The organism is Corynebacterium sp. HMSC08C04, assembly GCF_001807495.1.
Lineage (GTDB): Bacteria > Actinomycetota > Actinomycetes > Mycobacteriales > Mycobacteriaceae > Corynebacterium > Corynebacterium simulans.
Genome location: NZ_KV789231.1, coordinates 56,930 through 74,235 on the forward strand (window position 1 = coordinate 56,930; position 17,306 = coordinate 74,235).

Here is a 17,306-nt window from a genome sequence, read left to right on the forward strand (position 1 = left end):
AAGCACTGCAACCAGGTTTATTGCCAGGTCGCAACTTTTGGTCGTCATGGCAGTCAGACAACTGGCGTTGCGCCCAGGCCCTAGAGTCCGGACAACGTTATAGAGAAATCGAGAAGCAATTCCCACCGCTTCACGCCCCGGATACGCCGGGAATGTGAATGTGGGGTAGCGAGGAAGAGGATAAGCGTGGCGGGACAAAAAATCCGCATTCGGCTGAAGGCCTATGATCACGAGGCTATCGACGCTTCTGCAAAGAAGATCGTCGAGACCGTTACCCGTACGGGTGCTCGTGTTGTTGGCCCAGTGCCGCTCCCAACCGAGAAGAACGTATACGCCGTTATTCGTTCTCCGCACAAGTACAAGGACTCTCGCGAGCACTTCGAGATGCGCACTCACAAGCGCCTCATCGACATTCTCGACCCGACCCCGAAGACCGTTGACGCTTTGATGCGCATCGACCTTCCGGCCAGCGTCGACGTAAACATTCAGTAGTGTAAAGCGATCGACGAATAGATATTTGGTGGAGAACTAACAATGAGTGAAAACGAGATCAAGGGCATTCTGGGCAAGAAGCTCGGCATGACCCAGATCTTCGACGAGGAAAACCGCGTAGTACCGGTTACCGTCGTTGAAGCTGGGCCGTGCGTTGTTACCCAGATTCGCACCGCAGAAACCGATGGCTACAACGCCATCCAGATCGCATTTGGCGAAATCGACCCACGCAAGGCAAACAAGCCTGCCGCAGGTCACTTCAAGAAGGCTGGCGTAACCCCACGTCGCCACGTTGCCGAAATCCGCATGGATGACACCTCTGCTTACGAGGTTGGCCAGGAAGTTACCGCTGACATCTTCGAGGGCATCACCTTCGTTGACGTCACCGGCACGACCAAGGGTCACGGCTACGCTGGCGCCATGAAGCGCCACGGCTTCGCAGGTCAGGGCGCTGCCCACGGTAACCAGGCTGCTCACCGCCGCGTCGGCGGCATCGGCGCCTGCGCTACCCCGGCTCGCGTCTTCAAGGGCACCCGCATGGCTGGCCGCATGGGCCACGACCGTGTGACCACCCAGAACCTGAAGATTCAGAAGATCGATGCCGAGTCCAACCTGCTGCTCATCAAGGGTGCTATCCCTGGTGCACGCGGTGGCCTCGTCACCGTTAAGACCGCAGTGAAGGGCGGTGCACACGCATGAGCAACCTCAAGCTAGACGTCCAGACCGCTGAGGGTAAGACCAACGGCTCTGTCGAGCTGCCAGCAGAGATCTTTGACACCGAGGCATCCATCGCTTTGATGCACCAGGTTGTCAACGCTCAGCTTGCTGCTGCGCGCCAGGGCACCCACAAGGCAAAGACCCGTGGCGAGGTTTCCGGTGGTGGCCGTAAGCCTTTCCGCCAGAAGGGCACCGGTCGTGCACGCCAGGGCTCGATCCGCGCACCGCACTACGCAGGTGGCGGCATCTCCCACGGCCCGGTTCCGCGCGACTACGCACAGCGCACCCCTAAGAAGATGATCAAGGCTGCTCTCTTCGGTGCACTGTCCGACCGCGCTCGTAACGAGCGTATCCACGTAATCGAAGAGCTCGTCCCGGGCCAGACCCCGTCCACCAAGGCGGCTAAGGCTTTCATCGAGCGTCTGACCGAGCGCAAGAACGTGCTGCTCGTTGTTGGTCGCGAGGACATCAACGCTCGCCGCAGCGCCAACAACCTGCCTAACGTCCAGATCCTGGACGCAGGCCAGCTGAACACCTACGACGTCCTTTACTCTGACGACGTTGTGTTCTCCGTTGAGGCTCTGCACACCTTCGTCGCTCGCGCTCAGGGTGCGAACGAGGAAGTTAAGGAGGAGAAGTAATGGCTAAGCTCGCTAACCCGCGTGACATTGTCATCGCACCGGTTGTTTCCGAGAAGTCCTACGGCCTGATGGAGCAGAACGTTTACACGTTCTACGTCTCCACGGACTCCAACAAGACCCAGATCAAAGATGCCATCGAGCAGATCTTCGGCGTAAAGGTTGACTCCGTGAACACCGTCAACCGTGCAGGTAAGCGTAAGCGCACCCGCACCGGTTTCGGTCAGCGTAAGTCCACCAAGCGCGCTTATGTGACGCTTCGCGAAGGCAGCGACTCCATCGACATCTTCGGCGGCGGCGCTTAAGCGCCACCGGAGAGCCGAAAGGAAAAGGAAGAATTATGGCTATTCGTAAGTACAAGCCGACAACTCCGGGTCGCCGCGCATCCTCCGTGTCCGAGTTCGAGGAGATCACTCGTTCCACTCCGGAGAAGTCCCTGCTGCGCCCGCTGACCAAGACTGGTGGTCGTAACAACTACGGCCGCATCACCACCCGCCACATCGGCGGTGGCCATAAACGTCGTTACCGTCTGATCGACTTCCGTCGTACGGACAAGGACGGTATCCCGGCAAAGGTTGCTCACATCGAGTACGACCCGAACCGCACCGCAAACATCGCTCTTCTGCACTACGCAGATGGCGAGAAGCGCTACATCATCGCCCCTAAGGGCCTGAAGCAGGGCACCATCGTTGAGGCCGGCGCTAACGCCGACATCAAGGTTGGTAACAACCTGCCGCTGCGCAACATCCCAACCGGTACCACCATCCACGCTGTGGAGCTCAAGCCGGGCGCAGGCGCTAAGCTTGCTCGCTCCGCTGGTGCTTCCATCCAGCTGCTGGGTAAGGAAGGCAAGTACGCAATCCTGCGTATGCCGTCCTCCGAGATCCGCCGCGTCGACATCCGTTGCCGCGCAACCGTGGGTGAGGTCGGCAACGCTGACCAGATGAACATCCGTTGGGGTAAGGCCGGCCGTATGCGCTGGAAGGGCGTTCGCCCGACCGTCCGTGGTGTCGTCATGAACCCGGTTGACCACCCACACGGTGGTGGTGAGGGTAAGACCTCCGGTGGTCGCCACCCTGTGTCCCCATGGGGTAAGAAGGAGGGTCGCACCCGCAACCCGAACCGTTACTCGAACAACATGATCGTGCGCCGTCGTCGCCCGAACAAGAAGCGCTAAGAGGAGGTAAACAATGCCACGCAGCCTTAAGAAAGGCCCGTTCGTCGATGAGCACCTCCTCAACAAGGTGGATGCTCAGAACGAGGCTGGCACCAAGCAGGTCATCAAGACCTGGTCTCGCCGCTCGACCATTCTGCCTGACTTCATCGGTCACACCTTCGCCGTCCATGACGGCCGTAAGCACGTGCCGGTGTTCGTAGAGGACTCCATGGTCGGCCACAAGCTCGGTGAGTTCGCACCAACCAAGACCTTCAAGGGTCACATCAAGGACGATAAGAAGGGACGTCGATAAGCGATGAGTGAAACCATCACCTCCGCATCCGCAACGGCCCGCTACGTCCGCGTTACTCCGATGAAGGCACGCCGTGTCATCGATCTGGTTCGCGGCAAGTCCGTAGCCGAGGCACTTGCAATCCTGAAGTACGCTCCGCAGGGCGCTGCTAAGCCAGTCGCTAAGGTTGTTGCTTCTGCAGCTGCTAACGCTGAGAACAACTTCGGTCTGGACCCACGCACCCTGGTCGTCTCCGAGGCATACGCCAACGAGGGCCCGACCATGCGTCGTTTCCAGCCACGCGCACAGGGCCGTGCATTCATGATTCGTAAGCGCACCAGCCACATCACCGTGGTGGTCGAGAGCCAGAAGGAAGGGGCCAAGTAATGGGCCAGAAAATCCATCCTCACGGCCTACGTTTGGGCATCACTTCCGACTGGAAGACCCACTGGTTCGCCGATAAGGACTACGCGAACTACGTAGCCGAAGACATCAAGATCCGTCAGTACCTCGAGAAGGGCCTCGACCGCGCCGGCATTGCCGACGTCGTTATCGAGCGCACCCGTGACCGCGTACGCGTCGACATTCACACCGCCCGCCCAGGCATCGTGATCGGCCGCCGCGGTGCTGAGGCAGACCGCATCCGCCGCGAGCTCGAGAAGCTCACCGGCAAGATGGTCGCCCTCAACATTCTCGAGGTCAAGCAGGTCGACGCAAACGCAACCCTCGTTGCTCAGTCCGTCGCCGAGCAGCTGGTTAACCGTGTTGCATTCCGTCGTGCAATGCGCAAGGCTATCCAGTCCGCTATGCGCCAGCCGCAGGTCAAGGGTATTAAGATCCTCTTGAACGGTCGTCTGGGCGGCGCCGAGATGTCCCGTACCGAGCGCTACCACGAGGGTCGCGTTCCGCTGCACACTCTTCGCGCCGAGATCGACTACGGCACCGCAGAGGCTCACACCACCTTCGGCCGCATTGGCATCAAGGTGTGGATCTACAAGGGTGACGTCGTCGGTGGCGTACGCGAATCCGAACTGAACGCTCCGGCGCAGGGCCGTGGCCGCGGTGACCGTAACGGTCGTCCGCGCCGTGGTGGCCAGCGTCGTCAGCGCGCACAGCAGAAGCAGGAGGGCTAATCCATGCTGATTCCTAAGCGCGTTAAGTACCGCCGCCAGCACCGTCCTACCCGTACCGGTGTTTCCAAGGGCGGTAACCGCATCAACTTTGGTGATTACGCAATCCAGGCTCTCGAGCCGGCTTACATCACCAACCGTCAGATTGAGGCCGCACGTATTGCCATCAACCGCCACGTCAAGCGTGGTGGCAAGGTGTGGATCAACATCTTCCCGGACCGTCCGTTGACCCAGAAGCCGCTCGGCGTTCGTATGGGTTCCGGTAAGGGCCCGGTTGAGAAGTGGGTCGCCAACGTTAAGCCGGGCCGCGTCCTCTTCGAGATGTCCTACCCGAACGAGGCCACCGCAATTGAGGCACTGCGCCGCGCAGGCCAGAAGCTTCCTTGCAAGGTCCGCATCATCAAGAAGGAGGACCAGTTCTAATGGCAACCGGTACCCCCGCCCACGAGTTCCGTGAGCTCGACAACGCTGAGCTGGAAAAGCGTCTGCAGGATGCGAAGGAAGAGCTGTTCAACCTTCGTTTCCAGAAGGCTACCGGCCAGCTGACCAACAACCGCCGCATCGGCACGGTTAAGCGCGACATTGCCCGCATCTACACCGTTCTTCGCGAGCGCGAGCTGGGCCTGTCCGTAGTTCCGGGAGCTGAGGCTTAATCATGAGTGAGGCAAACGTGAACGAAGTAAAGAAGGAGCGCGGTGCTCGCAAGACCCGCATCGGTATCGTAGTTTCCGACAAGATGGATAAGACCATCGTCGTCGAGCTCGAGGATCGCAAGCAGCACGCGCTTTACGGCAAGATCATGCGCTCTAACAAGAAGGTTAAGGCACATGACGAGAACGAGACCGCCGGCGTCGGCGACCGCGTTCTGATCGCCGAGACCCGCCCGCTGTCTAAGGACAAGCACTTCCGTCTCGTCGAGGTCGTTGAGAAGGCTAAGTAAAACCTAGCTTTTCAACACTTAAGCCGGCCGAGCTTTTCCTCCTTTAGGAAGAAGGCTCGGCCGGCTTTTCATATGCGCGTATTTTTTAAGCGTTCGTCGCGCTGCCCGGTATAGCAACGTATCTAGCGTGGTCTCCCAGTAGACAGTGTCGATGCCGACACCGCGGTCGTCGCAAAGCGTGTCTGCTCTATCGGCATAGCGGGATAGTGCCGTCATACTCTGCTTGTTGGTAGACCAAGTCTTGGCCAGGATGGGGCATTTCAACCGCATTGCGGCGGTGCAGATATGGCGCACATACGCGTTAGTGAGTCCGTGCTTGCGCCATTCGGGCGCGGTGACCGCGGTGCTCACGTATAGGTAGCTTTGGCCCTGCCATTGATAGGGATAGTAATAAGCGCAGAACCCTGCCAACTTGTTGTTGCGGGTGACCGTGATGATGGTGGCCTTTTCGATCAACGACTCGTAATAGTCTTTGATTCCCGTATTCGCTCCCTGGCTGTCCCAGTCGGTCTGTCCAACGGCCGCGCGCTGCGAGAGCGGGGGAGTGAAGTCCTTGTCGCAACGAGTTAGAAGTTCGAAGAGTTCTTTTGCTTCGCCGACGGGAATCTGTCCTGGTTTGTAGTGGCCCATTAGCGTAGTCTCCAATCTCTTTAAAAGTGGTAGTTTGTAACGCATGGTAGAGACTATCGCTAAAACGCATTGGTCGCATCTATTAACACTGTGTGCCGGAATTATGACGTTGTATATGAATACGACCATGGTTGCGGTTGCCCTGCCAGCATTGACGAACTCACTAGGTGCGAGCCCTGCGGAAGCCGCATGGGTTGTCTCCGCATACAATGTCGCCTTCCTTGCGGTATTGCTGCCGTGCGGGCTCTTCGGCGACAGGCTCGGACATAAACGTCTACTCCTCTTAGGAAGCATGGTCTTTCTTGTATCAGCGCTCGTGTGCGCGCTTGCTCCGTCGGCCATCTGGCTCATTGTCGGACGTGCGGGCATGGGACTTGCGGCCTCGGTGTTTACGCCGATGTCGCTGGCCCTTTTGCCCACGGTGATAGAGCCTTCCGACATGGCACTGGCCAATAGTTTGTGGACCGCCGCCGGTGGTGTTGGCGCTCCTTTAGGTCCGCTCCTGGGTGGCTGGATTATTCATGCTTTAGGCTGGCGTGGCATCTTCTGGCTTGACGTCGTTGTCATCGCCCTTGTCTTTTTCGGCTGTAGCCGACTGCCGAAGGCAAGGGCTGTTCCTTCCCATCCGGTGCTGCCTTGGGTACAGATCTTGCTCTCTGCCTTTGGTTTCCTTGTTCTCACGGTTGGCATGATTAACGTCGGCGGCAAGGTCTCATTTAGTGCGGTTTGGTTACCAATTCTGATTGGGTTGGCTGCTTTGGCACTGGCCCTGGTCTTCGGCGGAAGGAGCGATCAAGCGCTCGTGGACTTGGGGCTTTTGAACAATCCGCGCTTCCTCGTGAATACTGTGACCCTGTTCTTTATCAACTTGGTGCTTTTCGGGCTGCTTTATGTCACTCCGCACTACCTGCAGAATATCTTGGGCAACTCGCCTGCCCGGGGTGGCTTGATGCTTATGCCTTTGGCCGGCACTGCCATCGTTGGCGCCTTGGCAGCCGGGCTGTTGGTGCGGCGAAGCAAGATTGGGCGGTGGCTTCTGCCTAGCTCGATTTTCCTCGTCGCCGGGGGGCTGCTGGTTGGTGCGTTGACGAGTCCATCCAGCGGATATGGATATTTGGCCGCGGGGTTAAGCCTTGCCGGCTTTGGTGTGGGGGCGGGTCAATCCTTGGCTTTGCAGGAGGCGATGGCGCAGGTTCACCCGGAGCGCCGGGGAAGTGGTGCCTCGTTGGTTAATACAATTCGGCAGCTTGGCTCGCTCCTAGGCGTTGCTTTCATCGCCTCACTCGTAATTAACTTGGCAGGCGAGCCGGCTAGCGACGCCTCCTATATCCATGCGATGGATAGCGTCTTTGTCCTGTGTAGCGCTGCTTGTGTTTTAACGGGATTTGCGTTGTTATTCATGCACACGAGGCAGCAGAAATTATAGAGTTAAGGCATGGTGTCACGTCCTTTAGAATCTTCGTCTTCGGACAATCTTGGGCTTAATCGTCGCGACCGAAAGAAACTTATGACGCGGCGCGCGATCCGAAGTGCGGCGCTCGAGCTTTTTGCAGAGCGTGGATATGACGACGTCACCGTGGCTGAAATTACCGAAGCCGCTGATGTCTCAGCGATGACCTTCTACCGCCACTTTGGCACGAAAGAAGCCGTTATCACCAGTGTCATCATCAGCCCCGAAGCAACAAAGGTTCTGGTGGACATCGCGCAGATGACTGATTATAAGAACTTGGAGGCAGCGCTCCGCGAACTCTTCAGCGATGCCGATGCGTGGGGAGGACAGCTCGCAGATCGAGTCCTTCTGTTGCGTGAAAATCCTTCGTTGCTGGGCCATATCTGGCAGCACTCGGACCAGTGGGTGGACTGCGTCCTAGCTGAGACGGGCACCAGCATTATCGACCGCACCCGTGCCCGCAGTCTGATCGGCATCTTCATCGAATGCATCGCAGGTTGGTCCGAGCGCAGGGATTTTCCAAAGAAAGCCGGCCTCAAAGAGCTTTTAATTCAGACCATCCCAGCAACTCTCGCGCCGCATCCGAGTTAACGACCCCCGAGCGGTCTCTGCTCGCAAAGACAACCTTTGAAATAGTCTTTAAGAAAACCTGCTCACCGCGGAAGTCGTCGGGTCGTAGTGCACGCCGGCACGCATTCCCGTCCAACCAATGAACGGTTCTGCGCTTAGCGTGATGGGCTTGTGCACGTGCCCAAGCACCCACGTCGCACCGCTTTCTTGCAGATCCTCTAGCTTGCACGGCAGGCAAGGCTTACGGCTGAATTCACCGTGCACAGAGGTGTGAAGCAGTCCCAGGCCATTGAAGCTGGGGATTTCGATCTCTCGTGGGTCAGGGTCGGTGGCCACGCCGCAGGTCCACGCCTGCACACCGTCGATTTCGAAGAAGTGCGGTTCGGTCCCGTGCGCGATGATTCCTTCGGGCCATTTATAGTCATGGTGATCATGCGCGTTCCTTTTGTTGCCAGGAAGTGACGAGTACGAGGACGATAATTGAAGTTCCAACCCCCATAAGGGTCATTGCCATGGCCTCGGCGCGGTGGCCTTGATCGAATTGGTTCATGATCCAGGACGCGAGCAGGTTGATGTTGTTCCGGCGCACCAGCGAAGAATCACGAGTTCACGGAATCCTGCGAAGAAAGCCAGAATCCAGCCTGCTGCGATACCCGGTGTAAGCAAAGGCAGCGTGATCCGGAAGAAGGTCTGGTGCCCCTTGGCACCGGAGACCTTCGCCGCTTCGTAGACGGTGTGGGAGACCGCCGCGGCAGATTCGCCGATTTCCACAATCCTCACCGCCCCAGGGCGTTAAGCTAAAACGCTGTCTCCTATTTCCTTATGTGTTTTGAGGTCCAATCATGCGCCGCTATGTTTCCTTACTCTGTGTTGCAGCCCTAGCGCTTTCTGGCTGCAGTAATTCCGGAAAAAACGACTCCGCTAAAGAAACAGAGAAGATGTTCAATACGATGGCGCCACAAAGTTCAGCAGAGGCGGATTCCCAAGAATCCAAGGCGTCAGAAGAATCGAAGAAACCAGCGGTGGTCATTGAAGACGGCATCTTGAAGATGACGGGCAAGGTTGTAAAGAAGAAAGGTCGTGAGACCCTAGGCTCGCAGCCTGAATCCGGATTCCCTGAAAGCGAGCTCAACGGCGACTATTGGATCCTCGAATTTGATGCTCCGGGGGAGGTCACCGGGAACAGGGCAAATTACAAGGAAACCCGTTGGATCGATAGCGGCTTGCTTGCATCGCACTACAGCACGCACGAGGAAAGCCGCGAAAAGGCAGAGCCGTGGGTGGGCAAGCATGTGACAGTGTCGATCGCTGCTGACAAAGTTGGTTGGCAAAATGATGCCTCTTTGCCGAACGGCCCGCTTCGTCTGGGCACCAGCTTTGAAATCGAAGCTGCTGAATAACAAGAACTCCTTGTGGCTGCGCAGAGCTACTACAAGGAGTTCTTGATGTCTTTCGGGGAGCCAAAGGCAGTTTTGCCGATTAATGCTTGACCGGAGTAACGCGGCCAGCCCGCCAATCCAGGAAGGCCATGGCGGCGCAGAAGATGTTGAGCACGGCGCTGGTGCCCAGGGTGAAGGTACCTACCTTGTACATGGTGGTGCCGGCGGCGTCGAAGTTGTTGAAGATGATAAGCCAGCAGATCCAGCCGATGAGCGCGGTCAACGCAGCGAGGGCGGAAAGTGCGCGCAGGCCACGTGCGGGGCGTTCAGGTGGGGCGAAGGCTTTGTGCGCGGCGTCGACAAGAATGGCGAGCGCAACGAGGATACTCACGATGCCGGATAGCCACGTGGGCAGCAGGGCAGAAGTGCCCAGGACTACCGGGAAGATGAAAGACAACGCCACGAAGATGAACGCCACGGTGTGAAGTATGGCGCTACGGCCCTGGTAGGAAGAAAACATTTAGGCCTCTTTCTTCTGAACATCTGCTTGCATGGCAAGCACTTCTGCGCGGTGCGGTGGCTGTGCGCCCTTGCGAGAGACGGTAATCGCAGCGGCTGCCGCGGCGAATTCCAAAATCTTTTTCCAGTCGTATTCGCTCAAGTGAGTGAGCTCTTCGGCCGTGAGGTTGCGGCGGGCGATCTCTGTGAGCAGCGCGCCCATGATGGTATCGCCCGCGCCGATGGTGTCGGCGACGTCGACCTTGGCGGAAGGCACATCGAACCGGGTCGTGCCAGCGCGCAACGTGAGGCCCTCGCTGCTGCGGGTAACCACCACGACGGGAACCTGCTTGAGGGCCTGCTTGCCCAGGAATTCCACTTCTTCCTCAGAAAGCTTCAGCACGGTCACGTGAGAAAGCAGCTCGTTGAGGAAGGCCTTGTGCTCATCGTTGGCATAGAACGGGCGGATATTCGGATCGAGCGCCACGATGCTGCCCTTAGCTGCGAATTGCTTGAGCAGTTCGCCATAGCGCGAAGCACCTGGCTCCAACGCGAGGGAAACAGTGCCGAAGCAGGCAATCTCGGCGTCGGAAAGCGTGGGCTCAACCAACCTATCTGCCGTGCCCTCCGTGTAGAAGGTATAAGACGCCGAACCATCATCACCGATGCTGGTCACGGCCAAAGTGGTGGGCTCTGGACCGCGCTGGACCATAGACGTGTCCACGCCTTCTTGTTCCAGCCTTTCCACCAGCGCGTTACCGAAACCGTCGGTGGAAAGGCGCGACTGGAAGCTGACCTCGCCGCCCAGACGCGCCGCCGCGATGGCCACATTGAAAGGCCCGCCGCCCAAAGCCGGCGTGAGGTCTTGCAAGCTACCTGGGCTGACGGGGACGAGATCGACGAGTCCTTCGCCACACACATGGATTCTCATGGATTCCATAGTATCGGTGATATGAACTACCGTCCGAACTTCCACATCGCGCCCCCGTATGGCCGTCTCAACGATCCAAATGGCGTCTTTCTAGATGGCGACACCATGCACGTCTATTACCAACATGACCCTTGCTTCCCGCACGCGCCGAAGCGAACAGGGTGGGCGCATGCTTCGGCGAAGTACTCAGTGGCAGGCCCCTGGCGGCATCATCCGGACGTGCTTTCGCCTGACCTGCCCTATGACAAGGACGGCTGTTACTCCGGCGGTGCCGTGGTCGATGGCACCGACGTGTGGCTGTTTTATACGGGCAACCTCAAGGTGGATGGCAAGCGCATTCCTTCCCAGAACCGCGTGCGCGTTCTCGACCCTTCCGGCCCTGAGGGCGGCATTTATTATCGCGATGCCGCGAACCCGCTGATTCCCGATAGCGAGGAAGGCTTTACCGGGCACTTCCGCGATCCGCAGATTTCCCGGGATGAGCAAGGCTGGCGCATGGTCATCGGCGCGCAACGTGAGGACGAGAACGCTGCGGTGGTGCTCTACCGCTCGCAGGACCTTAAGAACTGGGACTTTGAGGGAGCACTGGATTTCGCGCTTGACGACGCCGCGCCGGGGCTTAGCCCCGAACTCCTACCGGGCGGATATATGTGGGAGTGCCCAAACCTTGTGACCTTGACTGATAAGGCGACCGGTGAGTCTAAGGACGTCCTGGTCTTTTGCCCGCAGGGGCTTGAACCCATCAAGGTAGATGGGCAAACGCACTACGCTTCTTCCGACCAGTGCGGCTACCTGGTGGGCAAGCTGGACGGCAACACCTTCCACGTCGAGCGTGGTTTCAGCGAGCTGGACTATGGACACGAGTTTTACGCCCCGCAGCTGGTTGGCATGAGCGATGGCCAGGCGCTGCTGCTCGGCTGGATGGGCCTTCCTGCTCAAGATGACAAGCCCACTGTGGAGGAGGGCTGGGTGCACACCCTGACCTTGCCGCGCCGGGTATGGCTGGAAGACGGCGTGCTTTATCAATGGCCGGTGTGGGAGACGATTCCCGATGCTGCTGGTAGGGAGGGCTTCGGCAGCACGGTGAGCCTGAACTCTTCGCGTGGCGGCAGCTATAGCCTCGTGGATGATGAAGGTAGGGAACACCTGCGCTTTACCGCAGGCGAAGGACTGCTGCGCGTGAGTGTGGGCGATGACGAGCGCGTGATTGCTTGCCCAGAAGGCGAGGTCATGGCCATTGCCGATGGCTGCGCCGTGGAAATTTTCGCTGGCGGTGGACGAATTGCGGCGTCGGCAAGCGTATTTGGCGAAGGCGGAGCGCGATGGAGCGGCTGGGTTAAGAACTAGGTGACCGTTCAAACGGCAAAACTTGGTGAATTTTCCCTCAAATATGTCCGATCTCTTGGCTTTTTGTCTGAAAGCTGTATCTAATGGTTCTAGGTTGATTAGCTCGTGAAAAAGAAAGGGAGCTTTGCCTATGGACCATAAGGAAGTTGCCGCACGGACCCTGCGTGCACTTGGCGGCGAAGAAAACATCATCGGCTTGGCGCACTGCGCAACGCGCCTGCGCATGGTGCTGAAGGATACGAAGAAGGTCGATACCAAGGCCTTAGAGGCTGACCCTGACCTCAAGGGAATCTTTGAAGCCGGTGGAATGTTCCAGGTCATCGTTGGTCCAGGTGACGTCAACGTTGTTTATAGGGAATTGAACGGCATGATCCACAAGGACGTTGCCGTTTCCACCGAAGAGCTCAAAGACATTGCCGCTAATTCCGGCAACTGGTTCTCCCGCGCCGTCAAGGTGCTCGCGGATATCTTCGTGCCGCTCATCCCGATTCTGGTCGGCGGCGGTTTGCTCATGGCACTGAACAACGTCTTGTCGGCTGAAGGGCTGTTCGGTGAGAAAGCGGCCATTGAAATGGTGCCGGCACTCAAAGATGTCGCTGGACTTATCAACCTGCTGGCTTCTGCCCCCTTTGCCTTCCTGCCCATTTTGGTGGGCTTTACTGCCACCAAGCGCTTTGGCGGCAATGAGTTTTTGGGCGCGGGTATGGCCATGGCAATGGTTATGCCGGACCTAGTCAACGGCTACAACGTGGCTGAGACCATCGAGGCCGGCGACATGGAGTATTGGAACATCTTTGGCCTCGATGTCGCACAGGCCGGTTACCAGGGTTCCATCCTGCCGATTCTGGTTATTGCGTGGATCCTGGCCACGATTGAGAAGTTCCTCCACCGCCACCTAAAGGGCACGGTGGACTTCATGCTCACGCCGTTGATTACCCTGCTGGTCACCGGCTTTATCACTTTCGCTGCCATTGGCCCGTTCCTGCGCACTGCCGGTGAGTGGTTGGGCGTTGGCTTGGCCAATTTGTATGACTTTGCAGGCCCTGTCGGCGGCTTCCTTTTTGGCTTGGTTTACTCGCCAATCGTCATCACCGGCCTGCACCAATCCTTCCCACCAATCGAATACATGCTGTGGGATCAAGGCGGATCTTTCATCTTCGCCACGGCAGCGATGGCGAATATTGCCCAAGGTGGCGCAGCCCTCGCGGTCTACTTCCTGGCGCGTAGCGAAAAGCTCAAGGGCTTGGCTGGTGCTTCCGGTACCTCGGCACTATTCGGTATCACTGAGCCTGCCATCTTCGGTGTGAATCTGCGCTTGCGCTGGCCTTTCTACATCGGCATGGCTGCCTCTGCAGTGGCCTCGACTCTCATTGCCATCTTCGACGTGAAGGCAACGGCACTCGGCGCGGCCGGCATCATCGGTTTCGTTTCGATGCGCCCGGAGGATTACAGTCAGTTCTTTATCTGTGCTGCAATCGCACTCGCGGGTTCCTTCATCGGCGCCTACCTGTATGGCCGCTACCTAGCCCGCAAGAACGGCTCCATTGATCCGGATGAGGTGAATCCTCCGGCGGCCGAGGCTCAAGCCGCCGCTGCCACCCCAGCTGCGGTAGCAGCCGAGGATGCCTGCACTATCTTCTCCCCATTGGAGGGCACCGCCGTGCCACTGTCTCAGGTCAGCGATCCTATGTTTGCCGGCGGCAAGCTAGGCCAGGGCGTGGCTATCGAGCCGACCGTGGGCAAACTGGTTGCGCCTGCCGACGGCAAAATCACCGTTACCTTCCCTTCCCACCATGCCTACGCCATTCGCACCAAGGACCCAGTGGTGGGCAATATCGATATCCTCATGCATATTGGCTTCGATACGGTAAACCTTAAAGGCAAGCACTTCACCTCCCACGTCACCAAGGGCGATGAGGTCGGGCGGGGCGATGTCCTCGCCGAATTTGATATCGACGCCATCAAGGCCGCCGGCCTTCCCGTAACTACCCCGGTGGTCGTCTCGAATTCGAAGAAGACCGGCCCTGTTCTTCCTACCGCGGCTTTCCGCCCGGGTGAACTCACTGGCTTCGGTACCGATATCTTTACTGTGGATCCCAAGCCCGTTCCAGCATCCGCACCAACCACTGGCCATGCAGCTACTCCTGCATCCACTGACGAGCCTGCAGGCACAACCCGTTAGCTTGAAAGAACAAAGGCCGAACTGAGGAAAACTCCTTCCCAGTTCGGCCTTTAACGGTTTAGCAATAGCGGCGCTCTCTGGGGCGAAGGCTCACCTTGAGTCCAAGCAAACTGTGACGCACCAGGGTGCCTATAGCAAAAAGCTGCGCCAGCCGGACCGAAGCCCGACCGGCGCAGCCAGTCTCAATTCAGTTTCCTACTTGGTAGGAAGGCTCTTGCTTAAGCGAAGAACTTGCGGCGTGCAGCGAAAGCGCCTGCGGCAACCATCGCAGCTACAGCCAGTGCGGCCAAAGCCTGTGCAACGGAGTTGGAGCCGGTCTCAGCGGACATACCACGTGCGGCTGCCGGGGCAGCGTTGCCCTCAGCGAGCTTACCGCCCTGGGCGATAACCGCATCCTTGTTAGCGTTCAGCATCTGCTCGGAAGCAGCCTTTTCCTCGGCGGTCGGTTCCTGGTTCTTGCGTGCCTCGTCCTTGACGTAGGTCTTGCCGTCCTGGGACAGGTACCAGGTGATGCCACCAATCACCAGGGCTGCCGGAAGAGCCAACCATGCGAGCTTCTTCTTGTCGAATTCAGGCTTCGCAGCTTCAGAAGGGAATGCCTTTGCGTAAGCGTCACGCATCTCGGCGGTAACTTCCACGTTGACCAGGGCCGGATCGTTGACGTAAACGCTCGGATCCTTCATGCTCTGGTACCAAGTGTTGCCCTCAGCGTCCATCTTGGTGGCAGGAGCAGGAATTGCGGAGGTGTCCTGCTGCTCCTTCACGAACTTTTCTGCCTGCTCAGGAGTCAAGCGAACAGGATCGCCTGCGACCGGCTTGGACAGCCAAGAACCGTCTTCCTGCTTGAAGTACTCGACACCATCGACGGTAATCGGATCAGCAGCGACGTCGTGGCGTTCGACTTCACCGGCGCTTTCTTCGTTGGTGTTCGGCTCTTCAGTGCTTTCCTCGCCCTCTTCATTGGACGGATTGTAGTTCTCAGCACCTGGTACATAGTTGTCAGTACGAGTTGTGAGAGTAGATCCATCACCGTGCTCAGTGAACTGATTCGATTCGTTGTTGTCCTGAGCCTGAGCAACAGCTGCGCCACCAAAGGCGAGCGCGCCGGTCAGTACAGCAGCGGTCAGGGTCTGTGGCAAACGCTTCATGTGTTTCTCCTTCGGGAAATATGGGAAAGCGCAAAAATGTCTTTCGCGACGCAAACAACAATAGTCATATAATTCACAGTTGTCACGCGGAAATCAGAAGTTAACTGTAATTTTCATGCGTTACAGCTGTGGAAGAATTGGATTATTAGAATGTTCGTGCGACCTGATTTGCACTGAGGAACGCTAAGGTGAGGTTTATATGTGCAGAGTGTGCCGATAGTTTTGGAGACTGTTTGTGTGTCGGTGCAATCGAAATAAAGGGCTAAGGGGTACGCGGGTGTACTGGCGAAAATAAATGTGGAGGTAGGGGGCGTCGACAGCCGTCGAGCAGCGTTTTGGTAAGGGCGCTGGCGTGTGGTTGAATGTATAGGTTGCAAAAGCTGGTCGGCCCGTAGCGGTGCGTTTCCGAACCGCCGGTCCGAGACCCTTCGGTGTAATCCGTTGTCAAGGCTTGAGCATCGCAAGTTTGTAGACCGCGTGCGGTAAGGACGGAAATCTTACCGCACATCAATCCAGGTCAGGAGACCCATAGTGATTCAGCAAGAATCCCGTCTGCGCGTCGCCGACAACTCTGGTGCACGTGAGATTCTGTGCATCCGCGTTCTCGGTGGCTCCGTTCGACGCTTCGCTGGCATCGGTGACGTAATCGTCGCCACTGTCAAGGATGCTGTCCCAGGCGGCAACGTTAAGGAAGGCGACGTCGTTAAGGCTGTCGTCGTCCGTGCAAAGAAGGAGACCCGTCGTCCGGACGGTTCTTACATTCGCTTCGATGAGAATGCTGCAGTCATTCTCAAGGGCGACAACGAGCCACGTGGTACCCGTATCTTCGGCCCAGTTGCTCGCGAGCTTCGTGACAAGAAGTTCATGAAGATCGTTTCTCTCGCACCGGAGGTGATCTAGTCTTATGAAGATTCATAAGGGCGATATGGTGATTGTTATTTCGGGTCCTGACAAGGGCGCGAAGGGCAAGGTCATCGAAGCATACCCGAAGCGCGACAAGGTCCTCGTTGAGGGCGTCAACCGCGTGAAGAAGCACGTTGCTAACTCCGCTACCGAGCGTGGCGCCGAGTCCGGCGGAATCGTTACCCAGGAAGCTCCGATCCACGTTTCTAACGTTGCAATCGTTGACTCCGAGGGCAATCCGACCCGCGTGGGCTACCGTTTCGATGAAAACGGCAAGAAGGTCCGCATCGCACGTAGCAACGGGAAGGACATCTAATCATGAGCGAGAACTACACTCCGCGTCTGAAGACCCGCTACCGCGAGGAAATCAAGAAGACCCTGAACGACGAGTTCAACTACGACAACGTCATGCAGATCCCAGGTGTCACCAAGGTTGTTGTCAACATGGGTGTTGGCGACGCTGCACGTGACTCCAAGCTGATCAACGGCGCTCTCGAGGACCTCACCGCGATCACCGGCCAGAAGCCGCAGCTGCGTCGCGCAAAGAAGTCCATCGCGAACTTCAAGCTGCGTGAGGGTATGCCAATCGGCGCCCGCGTCACCCTGCGTGGCGACCGCATGTGGGAGTTCCTGGACCGCCTGCTGACCATCGCGCTGCCGCGTATTCGCGACTTCCGCGGTCTGTCCGATCAGCAGTTCGACGGCCACGGCAACTACACCTTCGGTCTCACCGAGCAGACCATGTTCTACGAGATCGACATCGACAAGGTTGACCGCCCACGTGGTATGGACATCACCGTTGTCACCACCGCTACCAACGACGAAGAAGGCCGCCGCCTCCTCAAGGAGCTCGGCTTCCCGTTCAAGTAAAGCGGCTTAAGCTTTTCACCCTCACCTTTTGGT

25 protein-coding genes are annotated in these 17,306 nt (G+C 57.9%); 19 read left to right on the top strand and 6 right to left on the bottom strand.

Features of this window, described 5'->3' with window-relative positions; translation table 11 throughout:
- Positions 1-186: 186 nt before the first annotated feature.
- Genes rpsJ through rpsQ form a run of 11 tightly spaced genes read left to right on the top strand, consistent with a single transcriptional unit; the run spans position 187 to position 5,365 of the window.
- Positions 187-492: a 30S ribosomal protein S10 gene (gene rpsJ / locus HMPREF3169_RS12285; RefSeq protein WP_003848085.1), complete on the top strand. Its 306-nt coding sequence runs from the start codon at positions 187-189 to the stop codon at positions 490-492.
- A 42-nt stretch (positions 493-534) separates the two neighbouring features.
- A complete protein-coding gene (gene rplC / locus HMPREF3169_RS12290) occupies positions 535-1,191 on the top strand; it encodes a 50S ribosomal protein L3 (RefSeq protein ID WP_061920490.1) in 657 nt (218 codons plus the stop codon).
- Positions 1,188-1,850, top strand: coding sequence for a 50S ribosomal protein L4 (rplD, locus tag HMPREF3169_RS12295; protein WP_061920492.1), 663 nt, complete (start codon positions 1,188-1,190; stop codon positions 1,848-1,850). Before rplC ends, rplD begins: the two co-directional genes overlap by 4 nt.
- Positions 1,850-2,152, top strand: a complete 303-nt coding sequence (gene rplW / locus HMPREF3169_RS12300; protein ID WP_061920494.1) for a 50S ribosomal protein L23 — start codon at positions 1,850-1,852, stop codon at positions 2,150-2,152. Before rplD ends, rplW begins: the two co-directional genes overlap by 1 nt.
- Before the next feature lie 35 nt (positions 2,153-2,187).
- Complete coding sequence (rplB, locus tag HMPREF3169_RS12305) at positions 2,188-3,024, top strand: 50S ribosomal protein L2 (RefSeq protein WP_061920496.1); 837 nt, start codon at positions 2,188-2,190, stop codon at positions 3,022-3,024.
- Positions 3,025-3,037: 13 nt separating this feature from the next.
- Entirely contained in the window at positions 3,038-3,316 is a 279-nt protein-coding gene (gene rpsS / locus HMPREF3169_RS12310; protein WP_005527741.1) for a 30S ribosomal protein S19, read from the top strand.
- 3 nt (positions 3,317-3,319) lie between these two features.
- Entirely contained in the window at positions 3,320-3,682 is a 363-nt protein-coding gene (gene rplV / locus HMPREF3169_RS12315; protein ID WP_061920498.1) for a 50S ribosomal protein L22, read from the top strand.
- Entirely contained in the window at positions 3,682-4,428 is a 747-nt protein-coding gene (rpsC, locus tag HMPREF3169_RS12320; RefSeq protein WP_061920500.1) for a 30S ribosomal protein S3, read from the top strand. The genes rplV and rpsC overlap by 1 nt, the downstream gene beginning before the upstream one ends.
- A 3-nt stretch (positions 4,429-4,431) precedes the next feature.
- Positions 4,432-4,848, top strand: coding sequence for a 50S ribosomal protein L16 (gene rplP / locus HMPREF3169_RS12325; protein WP_061920502.1), 417 nt, complete (start codon positions 4,432-4,434; stop codon positions 4,846-4,848).
- Positions 4,848-5,078 carry a 50S ribosomal protein L29 gene (rpmC, locus tag HMPREF3169_RS12330; RefSeq protein WP_061920505.1) on the top strand — a complete coding sequence of 77 codons (231 nt, stop codon included), beginning with the start codon at positions 4,848-4,850 and terminating at the stop codon, positions 5,076-5,078. The genes rplP and rpmC overlap by 1 nt, the downstream gene beginning before the upstream one ends.
- Before the next feature lie 2 nt (positions 5,079-5,080).
- Complete coding sequence (gene rpsQ, locus HMPREF3169_RS12335; protein ID WP_061920507.1) at positions 5,081-5,365, top strand: 30S ribosomal protein S17; 285 nt, start codon at positions 5,081-5,083, stop codon at positions 5,363-5,365.
- Positions 5,366-5,383: 18 nt separating this feature from the next.
- On the opposite strand, the gene HMPREF3169_RS12340 is transcribed toward rpsQ, so the two are convergent.
- Positions 5,384-5,995, bottom strand: coding sequence for a GNAT family N-acetyltransferase (locus HMPREF3169_RS12340; protein ID WP_061920509.1), 612 nt, complete (start codon positions 5,993-5,995; stop codon positions 5,384-5,386).
- A 43-nt stretch (positions 5,996-6,038) separates the two neighbouring features.
- On the opposite strand from HMPREF3169_RS12340, the gene HMPREF3169_RS12345 reads away from it, so the two are divergent.
- Positions 6,039-7,421, top strand: coding sequence for an MFS transporter (locus HMPREF3169_RS12345; protein WP_061920511.1), 1,383 nt, complete (start codon positions 6,039-6,041; stop codon positions 7,419-7,421).
- 81 nt (positions 7,422-7,502) lie between these two features.
- On the top strand, positions 7,503-8,036 hold the full coding sequence (locus HMPREF3169_RS12350) for a TetR/AcrR family transcriptional regulator (protein WP_235590996.1): 534 nt from the start codon (positions 7,503-7,505) through the stop codon (positions 8,034-8,036).
- Positions 8,037-8,084: 48 nt separating this feature from the next.
- Here the strand turns inward: HMPREF3169_RS12350 and HMPREF3169_RS12355 are convergent, their stop codons facing one another.
- Together HMPREF3169_RS12355 and HMPREF3169_RS13470 are read right to left on the bottom strand one after the other, a co-directional pair.
- On the bottom strand, positions 8,085-8,507 hold the full coding sequence (locus HMPREF3169_RS12355) for a metallophosphoesterase family protein (protein ID WP_162492721.1): 423 nt from the start codon (positions 8,505-8,507) through the stop codon (positions 8,085-8,087).
- A gap of 54 nt (positions 8,508-8,561) precedes the next feature.
- Positions 8,562-8,786: an ABC transporter permease subunit gene (locus tag HMPREF3169_RS13470; protein WP_235590997.1), complete on the bottom strand. Its 225-nt coding sequence runs from the start codon at positions 8,784-8,786 to the stop codon at positions 8,562-8,564.
- 71 nt (positions 8,787-8,857) lie between these two features.
- Here HMPREF3169_RS13470 and HMPREF3169_RS12360 point away from each other — a divergent pair, with 71 nt between their 5' ends.
- A complete protein-coding gene (locus tag HMPREF3169_RS12360; protein WP_141741016.1) occupies positions 8,858-9,415 on the top strand; it encodes a hypothetical protein in 558 nt (185 codons plus the stop codon).
- 79 nt (positions 9,416-9,494) lie between these two features.
- On the opposite strand, the gene HMPREF3169_RS12365 is transcribed toward HMPREF3169_RS12360, so the two are convergent.
- Together HMPREF3169_RS12365 and HMPREF3169_RS12370 are read right to left on the bottom strand one after the other, a co-directional pair.
- The gene (locus HMPREF3169_RS12365; protein ID WP_061920519.1) at positions 9,495-9,914 is read right to left on the bottom strand and encodes a hypothetical protein; all 420 of its coding nucleotides are present in this window, start codon (positions 9,912-9,914) and stop codon (positions 9,495-9,497) included.
- Positions 9,915-10,823, bottom strand: a complete 909-nt coding sequence (locus tag HMPREF3169_RS12370) for a carbohydrate kinase family protein (RefSeq protein WP_070456892.1) — start codon at positions 10,821-10,823, stop codon at positions 9,915-9,917.
- Positions 10,824-10,844: 21 nt separating this feature from the next.
- Between HMPREF3169_RS12370 and HMPREF3169_RS12375 the strand changes: the two genes are divergently transcribed.
- Together HMPREF3169_RS12375 and HMPREF3169_RS12380 are read left to right on the top strand one after the other, a co-directional pair.
- Positions 10,845-12,170 carry a glycoside hydrolase family 32 protein gene (locus HMPREF3169_RS12375; RefSeq protein ID WP_070456895.1) on the top strand — a complete coding sequence of 442 codons (1,326 nt, stop codon included), beginning with the start codon at positions 10,845-10,847 and terminating at the stop codon, positions 12,168-12,170.
- A 130-nt stretch (positions 12,171-12,300) separates the two neighbouring features.
- Positions 12,301-14,352, top strand: a complete 2,052-nt coding sequence (locus HMPREF3169_RS12380; RefSeq protein ID WP_070432548.1) for a sucrose-specific PTS transporter subunit IIBC — start codon at positions 12,301-12,303, stop codon at positions 14,350-14,352.
- A gap of 218 nt (positions 14,353-14,570) precedes the next feature.
- On the opposite strand, the gene HMPREF3169_RS12385 is transcribed toward HMPREF3169_RS12380, so the two are convergent.
- On the bottom strand, positions 14,571-15,500 hold the full coding sequence (locus HMPREF3169_RS12385) for a hypothetical protein (RefSeq protein ID WP_070456898.1): 930 nt from the start codon (positions 15,498-15,500) through the stop codon (positions 14,571-14,573).
- Positions 15,501-16,031: 531 nt separating this feature from the next.
- On the opposite strand from HMPREF3169_RS12385, the gene rplN reads away from it, so the two are divergent.
- Genes rplN through rplE form a run of 3 tightly spaced genes read left to right on the top strand, consistent with a single transcriptional unit; the run spans position 16,032 to position 17,273 of the window.
- Positions 16,032-16,400: a 50S ribosomal protein L14 gene (gene rplN, locus HMPREF3169_RS12390; protein WP_061920530.1), complete on the top strand. Its 369-nt coding sequence runs from the start codon at positions 16,032-16,034 to the stop codon at positions 16,398-16,400.
- A 4-nt stretch (positions 16,401-16,404) separates the two neighbouring features.
- Positions 16,405-16,719, top strand: coding sequence for a 50S ribosomal protein L24 (gene rplX, locus HMPREF3169_RS12395; protein ID WP_005527724.1), 315 nt, complete (start codon positions 16,405-16,407; stop codon positions 16,717-16,719).
- Between the two features lie 2 nt (positions 16,720-16,721).
- Positions 16,722-17,273: a 50S ribosomal protein L5 gene (gene rplE / locus HMPREF3169_RS12400; RefSeq protein ID WP_046646792.1), complete on the top strand. Its 552-nt coding sequence runs from the start codon at positions 16,722-16,724 to the stop codon at positions 17,271-17,273.
- Positions 17,274-17,306 lie beyond the last annotated feature (33 nt).